Genomic DNA, 15,822 nt, shown 5'->3' on the forward strand with positions numbered 1-15,822 from the left:
ATGTCCACCCAGACCATTCCTCAGCGGGCTGACGAGATCGCGTCTGCAGCGCGGGCCGGCGCCAGAGCGTGGTCCGGCGTCAGCCTGGCCGGACGTCGCGCCCTGCTGCAGCAGTTCGTCGGACTCGTCGACGAGCACGCCGCCGAGTGGGTTCGGATCGCCACCGATATCAAGGGCCTCACCCCGGGCACTCCGCCCGTCGGGGAAGAGTGGATCTCCGGGCCCTGGGCCACGCTCTACTACGCCGGGCACCTCGCGCAGACCCTGGCGACGATGGAGCAGGGCGGTGCGCCGACGGACGGCTTCGACATCCGCCCCGTTCCCGGCGACCGGGTCGCCGTCGAGGTGCTTCCGCACTCGGTCTGGGACCGGCTGCTGCTGTCCGGCTTCTCCGCCGAGGTGTGGTGCGAGCCCGGGGTCTCCGCCGACGAGGTGCGCGCGACTGCCGGCCTCGGCCTGTGCGAGCCCGAGGCGGTGCGCGGCACGTGCGTCGTCCTCGGCGCCGGCAACATCTTCTCGATCGCCCCGCTCGACGCGCTCTACGTCCTCTACGCCGACAACCGTTCCGTCGCGCTCAAGCTCAACCCTGTCACCGACCGGCTGTTGCCGGTGTTCGAGGCGATCTTCGCTCCGTTCATCGAGCTGGGCGTGGTGCAGGTCTTCACCAGCGACCTCGAGCTCGGCTCGGCACTCATCGCCCACGACGGCTTCGACGCGGTCCACATGACCGGCTCCGAGGCGACTCACGACGCGATCGTCTGGGGCCCAGGTGCGGAGGGCGCGGCCAACAAGGCGGCCGGTACGCCGTTGATGCGCAAGCCGATCACCAGCGAGCTGGGCGGGGTCGCGCCCGTCATCGTCACGCCCGGCCGATGGTCGAAGCGCGATCTGGAGTTCCAGGCACGTCACGTCGCCACCATGCGGCTGCACAACTCCGGGGCCAACTGTGTCGCGGGCCAGGTGGTCGTCGTCAGCAAGGACTGGAAGCAGAAGGACGACTTCCTCGCCGCGTTGCGGCGCGCGCTCGCCGATGCGCCCGTACGTCCCGCCTGGTATCCCGGCTCCGGACCCCGGATCGACGCCGCCCGGAGCGGTGCCACGCCGTTCGAGGCGCTCGGCGGCACGCCGGAGCGCACCCTGCTCCCGGCCCTCGATCCGTTCGAGGACGAGGCGGCGTACTCGACGGAGTTCTTCGGTCCGGTCCTGGGCGTGACCGAGCTGTCCGGCAGCGGGGCGAACTTCCTCGCCCAAGCCATCGCCTTCGCCAACGACCGGCTCCGCGGCACCCTCGGTGCCAACATCGTCATCCATCCACGCGACCTGGAGGCGGTCGGGGCCGACCGGTTCGAGCAGCTGCTCGCCGGCCTGCGCTACGGCACCATCGCCGTCAACGCGTGGACCGCAGTCGGCTACCTCTCGCCGTTCGCGACCTGGGGAGCCTTCCCCGGTCACACCCCGGACGACATCCAGTCCGGTCACGGCGTCGTACACAACGGACTCCTCCTCGCGCGCCCCGAGCGCACCGTTGTGCGCGGGCCGTTCCGCCCGTTCCCTCGCTCGTGGGCGAGCGGCAGTCCGGCGCTCACGCCGGTCCCGCCGTGGTTCGTGCACAACCGCACGGCGGCGACGACCGGGGAGCGGCTGGTCCGTTTCGCGGCTGCGCCACGTTGGCGGAAGCTACCCGGGGTCTTCGCGTCGGCGCTACGGGGCTGATCGCGGCGGTCAACGGCGATCAGCGAGAACGAAGGCCGTTCAGCGCGACGAGCTCGCTCAGCTCACGCTGGTAGATGCTGTAGGTCTCGCGCAGGTCCGCCGCCGGCCAGTCCGCCGGGCGGAGCTCGACGGGAAGGAGCGGGTCGTCGCTGAGGTGGCGCACGATCGCGGCGGCCGTTGCGAGACGCAGCGCGGGCTGGGGTGTGGACGAGAGGAGCTCGAGCAGACGCTCGCCTTCGCGCGCCCAGCCGCCGAGATCCCACAACGAGACGGCGAGCTCGACTGGATCCTGGTCCGGTGTCGCTGTGAAGGTCCGAAGCACCGGGTCCGAGAAGCGCGGCCGCCGAAGGTTGGCCGGTCGGGTCCAGACTCCTTCGCGCAGCTCGGCGAGCCGGTGCGCCTTGAGCGCATCGCGCAGGACGGCGCGTTCGGGGCCGGGGCGGCCGGCGGTGACGACGATGGCCATCTCCCAGGAGCCGTCCCACGGCTTGTCCGCCGTGTGCACCGCTTCGTCCTGATGGGCCTGGCGCTGGACGAGCCGCTCGCCGAGCCGGTAGCCGGACTCGGTCCTGCTCAGGTCACCGTCGCTGACCGCGCGGGTGGCCGCGACCCGCACGGTCGCCGGTGCGATGCCGAAGAACTGGCCGGCGCGGGCGAGGTCGGCCGGGGTCAGCGGGTTCGGGTGCGCGCCGAGCATCAGGCTCAGGATGGTGGATCGGGCGGAGAGCGGAGCCAGTTCATCGCGCGCGGTAACCACCTGGGCATCCTCTCATGCAACATTTATAGACACGGCTGTTAGAAATTATGTAACATCTTGATCATGGCCAGCACGCATGAGACCCACTCCACCCACGTGGTCACCAACCAGGTCCCGCCGTTGGTGGGCCACAACACGGCCGGCGACCCGGTCCTGCGGGAGGGTCTCGAGCGCGAGGGCGCCGCATGGGCGCTCCCGGAGATCGACGAGCTCGGCCGGCTCGCCGGCACCGCCGAGGCGCAGGAGTGGGGCCGCCTCGCCGAGCGGGTGCCCCCGCGTCTGAACACCCACGATCGCTACGGTCACCGCGTCGACGAGGTCGAGTACGTCCCGGCGTACCACCAGCTGATGGGCGTCGCGGTCGAGAACGGCCTGCACGCTGCCCCCTGGGCCGACGACCGGCCCGGCGCCCACGTCGCCCGGGCGGCGAAGTTCTACGCCTGGAACGTCGACGCCGGCCACGGCTGCCCGATCTCGATGACCTACGCGGTGGTGCCGGCGCTGCGCGCAAACCCCGAGCTGGCAGCAAGGTTCGAGCCGCTGCTGACCAGCCGGGAGTACGACTTCGGCCTGCGCGATCCCGAGTCCAAGCGGGGTCTGATCGCCGGGATGTCGATGACCGAGAAGCAGGGCGGCTCCGACGTACGCGCGAACACGACGACCGCGACCGAGCAGCCCGACGGCACCTACGTCCTGCGTGGACACAAGTGGTTCACCAGCGCCCCGATGAGTGACCTGTTCCTCACCCTCGCGCAGACTCCTGCCGGCGTCTCCTGCTTCCTGGTCCCGCGCGTACTGCCCGGTGGCGAGCGCAACGCGATGCGCTTCATGCGGCTCAAGGACAAGCTCGGCAACAGGTCGAACGCCTCTTCCGAGATCGAGTACGACGCCGCGACCGGCTGGCTCATCGGCGAGGAGGGCCGCGGGGTCCGCACCATCGTCGAGATGGTCAACATGACGCGCCTCGACTGCGTGATCGGCTCCTCGGCCGGCATGCGCACCGCGCTGACCATGGCGGCACACCACGCCCGGCATCGCTCGGCGTTCGGCAAGCCGCTGCTCGAGCAGCCGGCGATGCGCAACGTACTGGCTGACCTGCAGGTCGAGTCCGAGGCCGCGACGACTGCGATGCTGCGGCTGGCAGGCGCCAACGACCGGGCGATCCGCGGGGACGAGGGCGAGGCTGCGCTGCGCAGGATCGCCCTCGCGGTCACGAAGTACTACGTCTGCAAGCGGGCGCCGTTCATGGTCAACGAGGCCCTGGAGTGCCTGGGCGGCAACGGCTACATCGAGGACTTCGACGTCGCCCGCATCTATCGCGAGATGCCGCTCCTCTCGATCTGGGAGGGATCGGGCAACGTCGCGGCGCTCGATGCCCTGCGAGCGCTGGCGAAGGAGCCGCACACCCTGGACGCGTTCGTGGCCGAGGCGGAGCTCGCCTCCGGTGCCGACGCCCGCTACGACGCCGCGCTGGACCGGTTGAAGAAGGAGTTCACCTCCTTCGACGACCTCGAGTTCCGCGCCCGGCGGGTCGTCGAGCAGATGGCCCTGGTCTTTCAGGGCTCACAGCTTGTCCGGCACGCACCGGCTCCCGTCTCCGACGCGTTCTGCTCCTCGCGCCTCGGGCGCGACTGGGGCGGCGCGTTCGGCACCCTGTCGCCACGCGGCGATGTGACCGGGATCCTCGAGCGCGCGCTGCCGGCATGACGGTCGAGGTCACCAAGGACGGCCCGGTCACCACGGTCCGGATCAACCGTCCAGAGGTACGCAACGCCGTCGACCGGGCGACGGCCGAAGCCCTCGTGGCCGCCTTCGAGGAGTTCGACGCCGATCCCGACGCCGCCGTCGCGGTGCTGCACGGTGAAGGCGGCAACTTCTGCGCCGGCGCCGACCTGAAGGCGGTCGCCGGTGGCGACCCCAACCGGTTCGAGCCCGACGGGGACGGCCCGATGGGGCCCACGCGGATGCGGCTGGGCAAGCCCGTGATCGCCGCCGTCACCGGCCATGCCGTCGCCGGAGGCCTGGAGCTGGCGATCTGGGCCGACCTGCGGGTCATGGAGGAGGACGCGGTCTTCGGTGTCTTCTGTCGACGCTGGGGCGTACCCCTGATCGACGGTGGCACGGTCCGGCTGCCACGGCTGATCGGCGCGAGCAACGCCATGGACCTGATCCTCACCGGCCGTCCCGTCGGGGCCGAGGAGGCCCTGCGGATGGGGTTGGCCAACCGTGTCGTCCCACCCGGTCAGGCCCTCGCGGTCGCGCAGGACCTGGCGCGACAGGTCGCCGCCTTCCCGCAGACCTGCATGCGCCACGACCGTCTCTCCATGCTGGAGCAGGAGGGTCTGAGCGAGCAGGAAGCCCTGGCCGTGGAATACAGCCATGGCGTCGTCTCGGTCACCACCGACACCGTCGCCGGCGCGACCCGGTTCGCCGACGGCGCCGGACGTCACGGCTCCTTCGGCACCGACTGAGTGACGTACTGGCCCATCAGCACCTGGATCAGCCGGCGGCCGACGGACATGGCGTGGGTGTGGTCGGAGCCGGCGAGGCCGAGGAGCGGGTCCAGGCCGCGTACGTGAGGGCCGAGGGCGATGTGCGGGAGCAGCATGATGATGGCGGCGACGAGGGCGTCGCGGTCGGTGTCCTCGCGGAGGGCGCCGATGGCGATGCCGATGTCGATCATGCCGCCGATGACCTCGAGGTAGTCGACGTAGACGGCCTCGCGGACGGCGGCGAGCGCGTTGGGGTTGTGCTCGAGGTTGGCCGAGACCAGCATCTGCCGGTGGCGCGGGTGGTCGTAGAAGTAGTCGATCCACGCATCCATGAGCATCTTGACCGAGCCGAAGTAGTCGGTCATCCACGGGAAGTCGGCGCTCGCGGCCTCCATCGCCGCCCTGATGTCGTGGCTGGCCCGGGCGATCAGGTGGACGAAGAGGTCGGACTTGTCGGGGAAGTACTGGAACAGGCTGCCCTTGGAGATCCCGGCCTCACGACAGATGGTGTTGAGGCTGGCGGCGTTGTAGCCCCGGACCCCGAACTCTTCCTCCGCAGCCCGGCGCACGGCATCGCGTTTGGCCTCCGGGAGACGCTCCCAGGTCGGCGTGGGCAATGGCGCCACCAGTCCTCTCTCATGGCTGGACGCTCGCATCGTAGCGTGCCGCCGACATGGTCCTTGACCGTCCAGCGGCGGCGCCCCTAATCTGTGACCGGTGGTCACATGACCACTGGTCACGTTCGGGCGGAGGCGCAGTGCTCACCACTGACAACGACATCCTGAAGCGCCGATCCCAGGCGGTTGCCGAGTCGGTCGCGGCTCGCTTCGTGCCGACGTCCTACTCGCAGCTGGACCGGATGGGCGGCACCGTGGTCCGGCTGGTCCTGCCGCCCCACCTCGTCGAGTTCGACCTGGACTGGATGGACAACGTGGTCGAGGTCTTCGTCCAGCCCCTGCAGCCGGACCGGCCCGTGTCGAAAAGGGCCCGGCGACGGCTGGTGGCGATGCTTCCCGCGTATGACCGGGCGTTGTTCGAGAGCGAGACCAGGCGAGCGGTCGGGCGCGGTGGGCTGCGTGGCATGGCAGCCCAGATCGACGCCGCCGCCCGTGCGTTCGAGCGGTTCTGCGACGACACCCCGGCCCGCCGAGAAGTCGGTTTCTGACGCCGAGGGGTCAGCCGAGGGGGAGTGGGGAGCTCTCCTTCGTGTTGCCGAAGGCGAAGGTGGTCTCGATCGAGGCGAGTGCCGGCATCGTGCGGAGGTTGTCGCGCAGGAACCTCTCGTAGGTCTCGAACGACGGGGTGACGACCTTCAGCAGGTAGTCGTGGTCGCCGGCCAGGACGTACGCCTCGGTGACCTCGGGGATGTCGCGGAGGTGCTCCTCGACGGTCTCGACCGCGTCGGTCGTGTGGGTGGCCATCTTGATGCGTACGAACGCGGTGATGTTCATGCCGACCGCGTGCGGGTCGACGACGGCGCGGTAGCCGCTGATCACGCCGGCCTCCTCCAGGGCTCGTACGCGGCGCAGGCACGGCGAGGGGGAGAGGCCGACGCGGTCGGCGAGCTCCTGGTTGGTCAGGCGGCCGTTCTGCTGCAACTCCCAGAGGATGTGCTTGTCGGTCTCGTCGATCGTGCGCATGTTGGCAGATTCTGCCACTGAGCCGCGTGAACGTGGCAGATCGGGCAATCATGTGCGCCTCCAATTTTCCTATCGTGGCGCGCTATGGGGATGCAACCGGGTGGTGGGAATCGGGCGCTGGCGGGATGGTCGGCGCTCGGGATGACGGTGGTGCTGTGGTCGTCGTTCGCGCTGAGCACACGCGGCATCGGCGGGTCGAGCCTGACCGTCGCTGATGCGGCGTTCCTCCGGTTCGCGACGCCGGTGGTCCTGCTGGCCCCGCTGCTGCCGAGCACGATCCGTGCCGTACGCCGCGAGCGTCCACAGGTCCTCGCCCTGCTGCTCGTGGGTGGGCTCCCGCACTTCCTCGTTTTCGCGTTCGGCGCTCAGCTGACCAGCGCCGCGCTCACCGGGATGCTGGTCCCGGGCACGGTGCCGCTCTTCGTCACGCTGCTCGCGTTGGCGCGTGGCCGGGCTTCGATGTCGCCGCGGCGGGTGGTCGCGCTGGGGCTCATCACCGCTGGTGTGGCGGTGAGCGGATTCCTGGTCGGCGGCGGCGCCTCGCTGGGCGGGGTCGGGCTGCTGCTCGTCGGAGGGTTCGCCTGGGCGGTGTTCACGACGGGCCTGCAGCGTACGAGCCTGACGCTCCTGCAGATGGTGCTGACCATCTGCGCCGTCTCGAGCCTGACCGCGCTCGCCCTGACCTCGTTCGGCGCGATGCCGTCACACCTGCTCGCGGGCACCGCCGAGCTCGACGACGTGCTGCTCCTCACCCTGCTCCAGGGCATCGGGACCGGTCTGATGTCGACGCTCTGCTACGCCTACTCCGTCAAGGCGCTCGGCAGTGGTCCGGCCTCGGTCGGTGGCGCGGTGAGCCCGGTGCTGACCGCCGTCGTCGCGGTTCCGATCTTCGGTGAGCGCATCGGTGTCGGCCTCGCTGTCGCGCTGGCCCTCATCGTGGCCGGCGTGGCCACGTTCAACCGGGTCTCCTCCGGCGGGGTCGGCGGCTCAGTCGCCCGCGGGAACCACCATCGGCGTACCGGCGACCGGGTCGGGCACGACGACGCAGGGAAGCCCGAACGCCTTCTCGACGACCTCCGCGGTGACCACCTCGGTCGGCGGCCCCTCGGCGAGGATCCGGCCGTCGGCCATCACCACGAGGTGGTCGCTGTAGCGGCAGGCCAGGTTGAGGTCGTGCAGCACCGTGACGATGGTGCGCCCGGTCTCCCGGTTGAGCGTACGCAGCAGCCGGAGCAGGTCGACCTGATGACTGATGTCGAGGTAGGTCGTCGGCTCGTCGAGCAGCAATAGATCGGTCTGCTGGGCGAGCGCCATCGCGATCCAGACCCGCTGGCGTTGGCCCCCGGACAGTGCGCGCAGCGGGCGGTCGACGAGCTCGCCGGTGTCAGTGGCGGCGAGCGCCTCGGCGACCGCCTCCTCGTCGCGCGCGCTCCAGTGGCGGAACCAGCCCTGGTGCGGGTGGCGTCCGCGCGAGACCAGATCACCGACGGTGATGCCGTCCGGAGCGACCGGGGTCTGGGGGAGCAGTCCGAGGACCCGCGCGACCTCGCGGGAGCCACGGTCGAGGATCGGGCTCCCGTCGAGCAGCACCTCGCCGGTGGACGGGCGCAGCAGCCGGGCGAGGCCCCGCATCAGCGTCGACTTGCCGCAGGCGTTGGCGCCGACGATCGCGGTCACCCGCCCGTCGAGGATGTCGAGGTCGAGCCGGTCGACGACCACCCGGTCGTCGTAGCCCAGCGTCAGCTCGCGCGCCGCGAGCCGCGGCGCCAGGGTCGTTTCCGGCCGAGTTGTCTCCGGCTGGGTCATCCGCCCATCCCTCTCCGGTTGGTGGTGGCGATGAGCCACAGCAGGTACGGCGCGCCGACGGCGCCGGTGACGACACCGGTCGGGACCTCGACCGGCAGCAGGTTCATGGCGACGTAGTCGGCGATCAGGCACACGATCGCGCCGACCGCGCCGGCGGCGACGATGCCACCGCGGGCGCTGCCGAGCATCCGGTCGGCGACCGGCCCGGCCACGAGGGCGACGAACGCGATCGGCCCGGCGACCGCGGTGGCCAACGAGGTCAGCAGGACGCCGGTCGCGATCAGCGCGAGCCGGGTCGCCTCGATGCGTACGCCCAGACCGCGGGCGGTGTCGTCGCCCAGCTCGACGGCGCGGAGCAGCCGCTGAAGCAGCGGCACCAGCGGAACGAGCACGACGATGGCGACCAGCAGCGCGTTGTTCTCCGCGTCGCCGGCCTGCCCGATCGATCCGGTCAGCCAGTGCAGCGCGGCCCTGGCCTCGGTGAGCGAGGTGCGGGTGAGGAGGTAGCCGGTGACCCCGGTGCAGAACGCCGCGGTGCCGATCCCGATCAGCACGAAGCGATAGCCGGTGATGCCGTCGCGCCAGGCAAGGACGTACATCACGGCGGCCGTGACCAGGCCGCCGCCGAAGGCCAGCAGTGGGATGCTCACCCCGCCGAGTGCGGGCACCGCGATGCCGGCGACGGCCGCGACGCTCGCGCCCGCGGAGATGCCGACGAAGTCGGGCGAGGCCAGCGGGTTGCGCAGCAGCTGCTGGAAGATCGTGCCGGCCGCGCCGAGGGCCAGGCCGACGCACAGGGCCGCCTTGACCTGCGGTCCGGTCAGGTCGCGCACGATGAAGTCGACGGCGGCGTGGTCGCGCAGGTGCAGCAACGAGGCGAGCACCTGGTCGAGGCTGAGCTGCACCGACCCGAAGCAGAGCGTGAGCAGGGCCAGGCCGGCGGCGACGACGAGCAGGACCGCGGGCACGACGCCTGCCCGGACTCGACGGTCGCGACGCGTACGCCGCAGAGCGGTGACGGTCATAGGTCCGCCAGCCGGGCGTAGCGGACGAGGATCACGAAGAACGGCGCTCCGATGATGCCGAGGACCACGCCGACCTGGAGCTCCCCGGTGCCGCCGAGGACGCGACCGAGGATGTCCGCGCCGAGCAGCAGCAGAGCACCGAGGACCATCGAGTAGGGCAGCACCCAGCGATAGTCGGGACCGCACAGGAACCGCGCCACGTGCGGCACCACCAGACCGACGAAGACGATGGGACCGCACGCCGCGGTCGCGGCGCCGCAGAGCAGCCCGACCACGAGGAACGACAGGATGCGGGTCCTGGTCAGGGAGACGCCCAGCCCGCGAGCGGCGTCGTCGCCCAGGGCCAGAGCGTTGAGCCAGCGGCCGCAGAGCAGCGCCAGGACGATGCCGACCAGCAGGAACGGAGCCACGCCCGTCACGATCGGGGCGTATCGGCCGGCCAGCGAGCCGACCTGCCAGAAGCGGTACTGCTGCTGGGCGTCTAGGTCGGTGAGCAGCAGCCCGGTCGTCACCGCGGTCAGCCCGGCGGTGATCGCGGCCCCGGCGAGGGCCATCTTCACCGGCGTCGCGCCGTCGCGTCCGAGCGAGCCCACCGAGTAGACGAGCACGGTCGCCGCGAGCGCCCCGGCGAACGCCGCGACGACGTGGAACCCGAGCGAGCCGACGCCGAGCAGGGTGATCGAGCCGACCACGGCGAAGGCCGCCCCGGCGTTGACGCCCATGATCCCCGGGTCGGCGATCGCGTTGCGGGTGAGTCCCTGCAGCAGGGTGCCCGCGAGCCCGAGAGCCGCGCCGGCGAGGAGTCCGAGCACGGTCCGGGGGACCCGCATACGAACCGTCACGGTGTCCTCGACCGAGGAGCCGGCGCTGTGTGCATTTCCGGGCCGGAAGGCGTCGAGGACATCGGCCAGGGCGATGTCGCGCGACCCCAGCGTCACGCTGAGGAAGGCGAGGACGGGCATGAGCGCGACGAGCAGCAGCAGGCCGACGGCGAGCCCGGAGGCCCGCCGCCGTCGAGCTGATGTGGGCGTCGCGGTGGCGACGGAAGCGGTCACCGCCGGGTCAGTCGCCGATGGTGTCGTCGACGTCGGCCAGGTCGGCGGTCAGCTTGGTCAGGGCCTCGGCGTAGTCGGCGTAGGTATGCAGCCAGAAGGCGGGCCACTCGATGACCTGGCCTTCCTTCGCCGCGCGGATCGACGTCCAGGTCGGCTGGCCCTCGGCCGTCTTCGTGGCGTCCACGAAGGTGCGGCTGTCGATCAGCAGGACGTCGGGCTGGTACTTGTCGGCGTTCTCCCAGCTCAGGTTCTCCCAGTAGGGGAAGTCCGGGTCGGGGGAGTCGGGCGTGACCACCTGCAGGCCCCACTCGGTGAAGTCCAGCAGCTCCGGGGCGTACTCCGGGTTGGCGGCGTAGAGCAGGTCGTCGGCGGGGGAGACCGCCAGCGCGGTCAGGTCCTTGTCCTTCATCTCGGCGATGAAGCCGTCGCGGGCCTTCTCGAAGGCCTCCTTGTCCTTGGCGCCTTGGGAGCTCTCGACGTCCGCGCCCAGGCTCTCGGCGAGGTCCTCGTAGCCCTCGGCCAGGTTGAGGATCGAGCCGCCCTGGGACGGGCCGACGACCGGGGCCAGCTCGGCGAGCTTCTTGCTCTTCGCCTTGGTGCCGTTCTCCAGCCCCGAGTGGGCCTTCTCCGCCGGCCACCAGTCGGCGACGATCAGGTCCGGGCTCAGGGTGGACGCCTTGGCGACGTCGATCGAGCCCCACTCCTCACCGAGGATCTCGATGTCGGTCAGGTCGACGCCGTCCAGGTTGGGATCGGTCTCGACCGACTCGTCGCCGTAGATGCCGACCGGGCGGATGCCGTAGGAGATCAGCGCGGCGGCCGCCGGAGCGTGCGCGATGATCCGGGTCGGTGCCTCGTCGAGCTTCACGACCTCACCCGAGCCGTCGGTGAAGCTCCACGGACCGTCGGGAACCGAGGACGCACCCGATGCCGGTTTCGCGCCATCGCCGTCGGCGATGTCGGAGGAGCAGGCGGACAGCGCCAGAGCCAGGGCGGCGGCCGTGGCGACGGCGAGGTGGGGTCTCATGAGGCGAGGCTAACCTAATTTCGCCTTGGGCGGGATGGTGATCGTTGACTAGGAAAGCGCCCGGCGCGCGGTGTCGAGAAACGTACGGAACGACTCTCGGTCCTCGGGCCCGAGCTCGGCCAGCATCTGCTCCTCGAGCTCTTCGACGCGCGGGTCGTACGCGTCGAGGAAGGCGCGGCCCTCGGTGGTGAGGCTGATCAGCATCCGGCGCCGGTTGTCGGGGTCGATGCGGCGCTCGATGAGACCGCGGCGCTCGAGGGCGCCGATGAGATCGGCGGCGGACTGGGCGCGTACGAACGAGGCGCGGGCCAGGTCGGCGGCGCTCATCGTGGGGCGGCGCTCGAGCACCGAGAGGGCGGTGTACTGCAGGGCGGTGACCCCTGATTCCTTCAGGACGGCGTCGAGGCGGGATCGGGTGGCGAGCTCGAGCTGCTTGACGACGTAGAGCAGCAGGGGTGCGTCGGTCATGCGGTCATTCAAGCATCGCTTCGCTTGCGGGAGACTCATACTTCTGCGATTATCAGGATTCCTGTCAATCACGAGGAGTTCATCATGCCCGGAACCTCCCCCTGGTCGGCGCTGCCCGATGCGCTGCGAGCCGAGCGCGTCGACGACATCGCGGTGCTGACCCTCGCCCGCCCCGCGAAGCGGAACGCGCTCAGCGACGAGGCGGTGCTCGGGATCGAGCGGTTCTTCGATGGCCTCGAGCCGGACGTACGCGCCGTCGTCATCGACGCGGACGGCGACCACTTCTGCGCCGGGCTCGACCTCTCCGAGATGACCGAGCGCGACACCCTCGCCGGGGTCAGCCACTCGCGGATGTGGCACCGGGTCTTCGAGAAGATCGAGTTCGGGCCGGTCCCGGTCGTGGCGGCGCTGAAGGGCGCCGTGGTCGGGGGCGGGCTGGAGCTCGCCGCGGCCGCGCACATCCGGGTCGCGGAGGAGTCCACCTTCTACGCCCTGCCCGAGGGGCAGCGCGGACTCTTCGTCGGCGGCGGCGCGTCGGTGCGCGTCCCGCGGCTCATCGGGGTCTCCCGGATGGCCGACATGATGCTGACCGGCCGTCGCTACGACGCCCAGGAGGGCCTGGGTCTCGGCCTGAGCCAGTACGCCGTGGCTGACGGCACCGGTCGCAAGACCGCTCTCGAGCTGGCCGGCCGGATCGCCCAGAACGCGCCGCAGACCAACTTCGCCGTCGTGCAGGCGCTGCCGCGCATCGCCGAGGCCAACCCGCGCGACGGCTTCCTGATGGAGTCGCTGATGGCCGCGATCGCGCAGGGGACCAACGATGCGAAGGGGCGGATGCAGGACTTCCTCGACGGCAGGGCCAAGAAGGTGACGGACCAGTGAGCGCGACCCAGCAGCAGATCGAGCAGGGCGATGTCGTCTGGACGCCGCCGGCGAACGTGCTCTCCACCTCCCGCGTCGGTGAGTTCCTGGCCTGGCTCGCCCGCGAGCGCGACCTGGAGATGACCACCCACGAGCAGCTGTGGCGCTGGTCGGTGACGGATCTCGACGGCTTCTGGTCGGCGGTGTGGGAGTTCTTCGAGGTGCAGACGCACGCTCCGTACGACACCGTCCTCGCCTCACGCGAGATGCCCGGGGCGCGCTGGTTCCCGGGGGCGCTGCTCAACTATGCCGAGCACGCGCTCGGCACCGACGAGGACGTCGACCGGGTCGCGGTGCTCGGCCGCTCGCAGACGCGTGACGATGTCGAGCTGACCTTCGGTGACCTGCGCGACCAGGTGGCCCGGGCGCGGGCGGCGCTGGAGAAGCTGGGCGTACGTCGCGGCGACCGCGTCGCCGGCTACCTGCCCAACATCCCCGAGGCCCTGGTCGCCTATCTCGCCACCGTCAGCCTGGGCGCGACCTGGGCGAGCTGCGCGAGCGAGTTCGGGCCGCGCAGCGTGATCGACCGTTTCGCCCAGATCGAGCCGGTCGTGCTGCTGGTCGCCGGCGGCTACGGCTACGGGGCCAAGGAGATCGACCGGAGCTCCCAGGTGGCCGAGATCCGGGCCGAGCTGCCGTCGGTGCGACACGTGGTCGATGTCGAGTACGGCCCGCATCGCATCGAGGACGCGCTCTCCTGGACCTCCCTGCTCGGTGCGGAGGACGGTGCCGAGCTCGCCTTCGAGCCGGTGCCCTTCGACCACCCGCTGGTCGTCCTCTTCTCCTCCGGCACGACCGGCCGGCCGAAGGCCATCGTCCACGGCCACGGCGGCATCCTGCTCGAGCACCTCAAGAACCATGCGCTCTCCTGGGACATGGGGCCCAAGGACCGGATGCTCTGGTTCTCCACCACCGCCTGGATGATGTGGAACGCCCTGGTCTCCTCGCTCCTGGTCCGCTCCTCGATCGTCATGGTCGACGGCAACCCGATGCACCCCGACCTGACCTGGCAGTGGCGGCTCGCGGCGTCGACGGGGGCGACGGTGATGGGTGCCAGCCCGGGGTTCGTGATGGCTTGCCGCAAGGATGGCGTCGAGCTCAAGGACCTCGGTGACCTGCGGGTTCGCGTCCTCGGCTCGGCCGGGGCTCCGCTCCCGCCCGAGGGCTACGCCTGGCTGCGGGACCAGCTGCCGGGGGCGCAGATCAACGTCGGCAGCGGCGGCACCGACGTCTGCTCCGGGATCGTGCAGAACAACCCGCTGCTCCCGGTCTACGCCGGCGAGATCTCCGGCCGCTGCCTCGGTGTCGACGCCCACGCCTACGACGAGCTCGGCCGCGCGGTCACCGGCACCCTCGGTGAGCTGGTGATCACCTCGCCGATGCCCTCGATGCCGGTCGGCTTCTGGGGCGACTCTGATGGTTCCCGTTACCGCGATGCCTACTTCGACCACTATCCCGGCGTGTGGCGCCACGGCGACTGGATCCTCTTCCACGACAACGGCAGCTGCCACGTCGCCGGCCGCTCCGACGCGACCCTCAACCGCGGCGGCGTACGCCTCGGCACCGCCGAGTTCTACCGCGTCGCCGAGGAGGTGGACGGTGTCGCCGACTCGCTGGTCGTCCACCTCGAGGACCCCGACGGCGGCAACGGCGAGCTGCTGCTCTTCGTGGTCACCGACGAGGGCACCCGCCTGGACGACCCGCTCCGGGCCCGGCTGGTCCGCGCGCTGCGGTCGGCGCTCTCCCCGCGGCACATCCCCGACCAGGTGATCGCGGTGCCCGCGGTGCCGCGCAACCTCACCGGCAAGAAGCTCGAGCTGCCGGCCAAACGCATCCTGCAGGGAGTACGTCCTGAGGACGTCGCCAGCCGGGACGCGCTCGCGGACCCGGCGTCCCTGGACCCGTTCGTCGCGCTGGCGACCTCGGGCGCGCTGAGCAGGAGGACCGCATGAGGAGCGGAGAGGACGTTCGTACGCTCGGGGTCGTCGGCACCGGCGCGATCGGGGTCAGCTGGGTGGTGCTCGGGCTCGAGCACGGGCTCGACGTGATCGCCTGGGACCCGGCCGAGGGCGCCGAGGAACGGCTGCGGGCGCAGATTCCTGCCCCGTCGGTCGAGCCGCGAGGCCGCCTGCGGCCGAGCGTGTCGAGACCAACACAGTCCGCTGGCGCGCTCCGGTTCGCGGACAGCCTCGAGCAGGTCGGACGCGAGGCCGACCTGGTGCTCGAGAGCGGACCCGAGCGGCTGGAGGTCAAGCGCGAGATCTTCGCCGCCCTCGACGCGGCGGCTGCTCCCGACGTACTGCTGACCAGCAGCTCCTCGGGTCTGATGCCGAGCACCTTCCAGGACGCCTGCACGCACCACCCGGAGCGAGTGCTCGTGGCGCACCCGTTCAACCCGCCGCACCTGGTGCCGCTGGTCGAGGTCGTGGGCGGATCGGCGACGTCGGCTGAGGCTGTCGACGCGGCCCTGGAGACCCTGCGCCACCTGGGCAAACGCCCCATCCACATCCGCCGCGAGGTCCCCGGGCACGTGGCGAACCGGCTCCAGGCGGCGCTGTGGCGCGAGGCCTACCACCTCGTCGACCAGGGCATCGTCTCGGTCGCCGACATCGACACCGCGATCGCCGACGGCCCCGGGCTGCGCTGGTCCCTGCTCGGCCCCTTCGCGACCCAGCACCTCTCCGGTGGTCCGGGCGGGCTCGGGCACGTGCTCGAGCATCTCGGCCCGCCGATGGTCGAATGGTGGGACGACCTCGGTCACCCGGAGCTCACCGCAGGGCTGGTCGAGAAGCTGGTCGACGGGGTCGACGAGGAGCTCGACGGCACCTCTGCCGAAGACCTGGTCGGGCGCCGTGACCAGGCGCTGCGGCGACTGCTGGAGATCAAGACCGACCTCGGGCTCGGCTGAGACCCCGAGC

Annotated in this window: 15 protein-coding genes and 1 pseudogene; 8 read left to right on the plus strand and 8 right to left on the minus strand. The window is 71.0% G+C overall.

Annotation, left to right across the window (positions count from 1 at the left end):
• Complete coding sequence (locus ACFWQC_RS01415; protein ID WP_378671981.1) at positions 1-1,713, plus strand: aldehyde dehydrogenase family protein; 1,713 nt, start codon at positions 1-3, stop codon at positions 1,711-1,713.
• Positions 1,714-1,732: 19 nt separating this feature from the next.
• Here ACFWQC_RS01415 and ACFWQC_RS01420 read toward each other — a convergent pair whose 3' ends face one another.
• Positions 1,733-2,470 carry a PaaX domain-containing protein, C- domain protein gene (locus ACFWQC_RS01420; protein ID WP_378671984.1) on the minus strand — a complete coding sequence of 246 codons (738 nt, stop codon included), beginning with the start codon at positions 2,468-2,470 and terminating at the stop codon, positions 1,733-1,735.
• A gap of 63 nt (positions 2,471-2,533) precedes the next feature.
• On the opposite strand from ACFWQC_RS01420, the gene ACFWQC_RS01425 reads away from it, so the two are divergent.
• Positions 2,534-4,177, plus strand: a complete 1,644-nt coding sequence (locus ACFWQC_RS01425) for an acyl-CoA dehydrogenase family protein (RefSeq protein ID WP_378671987.1) — start codon at positions 2,534-2,536, stop codon at positions 4,175-4,177.
• The gene (locus ACFWQC_RS01430) at positions 4,174-4,941 is read left to right on the plus strand and encodes a crotonase/enoyl-CoA hydratase family protein (RefSeq protein WP_378671989.1); all 768 of its coding nucleotides are present in this window, start codon (positions 4,174-4,176) and stop codon (positions 4,939-4,941) included. Before ACFWQC_RS01425 ends, ACFWQC_RS01430 begins: the two co-directional genes overlap by 4 nt.
• Here ACFWQC_RS01430 and ACFWQC_RS01435 read toward each other — a convergent pair.
• Entirely contained in the window at positions 4,917-5,588 is a 672-nt protein-coding gene (locus ACFWQC_RS01435; protein WP_378671992.1) for a TetR/AcrR family transcriptional regulator, read from the minus strand. The genes ACFWQC_RS01430 and ACFWQC_RS01435 overlap by 25 nt on opposite strands.
• 131 nt (positions 5,589-5,719) lie before the next feature.
• Between ACFWQC_RS01435 and ACFWQC_RS01440 the strand changes: the two genes are divergently transcribed.
• Positions 5,720-6,127 carry a hypothetical protein gene (locus ACFWQC_RS01440; RefSeq protein WP_378671995.1) on the plus strand — a complete coding sequence of 136 codons (408 nt, stop codon included), beginning with the start codon at positions 5,720-5,722 and terminating at the stop codon, positions 6,125-6,127.
• Positions 6,128-6,137: 10 nt separating this feature from the next.
• Here the strand turns inward: ACFWQC_RS01440 and ACFWQC_RS01445 are convergent, their stop codons facing one another.
• Positions 6,138-6,602, minus strand: coding sequence for an Lrp/AsnC family transcriptional regulator (locus ACFWQC_RS01445; protein ID WP_378671998.1), 465 nt, complete (start codon positions 6,600-6,602; stop codon positions 6,138-6,140).
• Positions 6,603-7,061: 459 nt separating this feature from the next.
• Here ACFWQC_RS01445 and ACFWQC_RS01450 point away from each other — a divergent pair.
• Positions 7,062-7,547: pseudogene (locus ACFWQC_RS01450) on the plus strand (EamA family transporter); the annotation flags it as partial.
• A gap of 42 nt (positions 7,548-7,589) precedes the next feature.
• Here the strand turns inward: ACFWQC_RS01450 and ACFWQC_RS01455 are convergent.
• From ACFWQC_RS01455 to ACFWQC_RS01475, 5 genes are read right to left on the minus strand one after another with little or no spacing between them, the layout of a single operon-like run.
• Entirely contained in the window at positions 7,590-8,408 is an 819-nt protein-coding gene (locus ACFWQC_RS01455) for an ABC transporter ATP-binding protein (protein WP_378672000.1), read from the minus strand.
• Positions 8,405-9,433 carry a FecCD family ABC transporter permease gene (locus tag ACFWQC_RS01460; protein WP_378672003.1) on the minus strand — a complete coding sequence of 343 codons (1,029 nt, stop codon included), beginning with the start codon at positions 9,431-9,433 and terminating at the stop codon, positions 8,405-8,407. The genes ACFWQC_RS01455 and ACFWQC_RS01460 overlap by 4 nt, the downstream gene beginning before the upstream one ends.
• On the minus strand, positions 9,430-10,488 hold the full coding sequence (locus ACFWQC_RS01465) for a FecCD family ABC transporter permease (protein ID WP_378672006.1): 1,059 nt from the start codon (positions 10,486-10,488) through the stop codon (positions 9,430-9,432). Before ACFWQC_RS01465 ends, ACFWQC_RS01460 begins: the two co-directional genes overlap by 4 nt.
• Positions 10,489-10,495: 7 nt before the next feature.
• Complete coding sequence (locus tag ACFWQC_RS01470; RefSeq protein WP_378672009.1) at positions 10,496-11,515, minus strand: ABC transporter substrate-binding protein; 1,020 nt, start codon at positions 11,513-11,515, stop codon at positions 10,496-10,498.
• Between the two features lie 48 nt (positions 11,516-11,563).
• A complete protein-coding gene (locus tag ACFWQC_RS01475) occupies positions 11,564-11,983 on the minus strand; it encodes a MarR family winged helix-turn-helix transcriptional regulator (protein WP_378672011.1) in 420 nt (139 codons plus the stop codon).
• An 84-nt stretch (positions 11,984-12,067) separates the two neighbouring features.
• On the opposite strand from ACFWQC_RS01475, the gene ACFWQC_RS01480 reads away from it, so the two are divergent.
• From ACFWQC_RS01480 to ACFWQC_RS01490, 3 genes are read left to right on the plus strand one after another with little or no spacing between them, the layout of a single operon-like run.
• Positions 12,068-12,865 (plus strand): crotonase/enoyl-CoA hydratase family protein, encoded by a 798-nt coding sequence (locus tag ACFWQC_RS01480; protein WP_378672014.1) that lies wholly within the window; start codon positions 12,068-12,070, stop codon positions 12,863-12,865.
• On the plus strand, positions 12,862-14,856 hold the full coding sequence (locus ACFWQC_RS01485) for an acetoacetate--CoA ligase (RefSeq protein ID WP_378672017.1): 1,995 nt from the start codon (positions 12,862-12,864) through the stop codon (positions 14,854-14,856). Before ACFWQC_RS01480 ends, ACFWQC_RS01485 begins: the two co-directional genes overlap by 4 nt.
• Entirely contained in the window at positions 14,853-15,812 is a 960-nt protein-coding gene (locus tag ACFWQC_RS01490; RefSeq protein ID WP_378672020.1) for a 3-hydroxyacyl-CoA dehydrogenase NAD-binding domain-containing protein, read from the plus strand. Before ACFWQC_RS01485 ends, ACFWQC_RS01490 begins: the two co-directional genes overlap by 4 nt.
• Positions 15,813-15,822 lie beyond the last annotated feature (10 nt).

Origin of the sequence: Nocardioides sp. NPDC058538, from assembly GCF_042719275.1 — a bacterium.
Taxonomy (GTDB): domain Bacteria; phylum Actinomycetota; class Actinomycetes; order Propionibacteriales; family Nocardioidaceae; genus Nocardioides.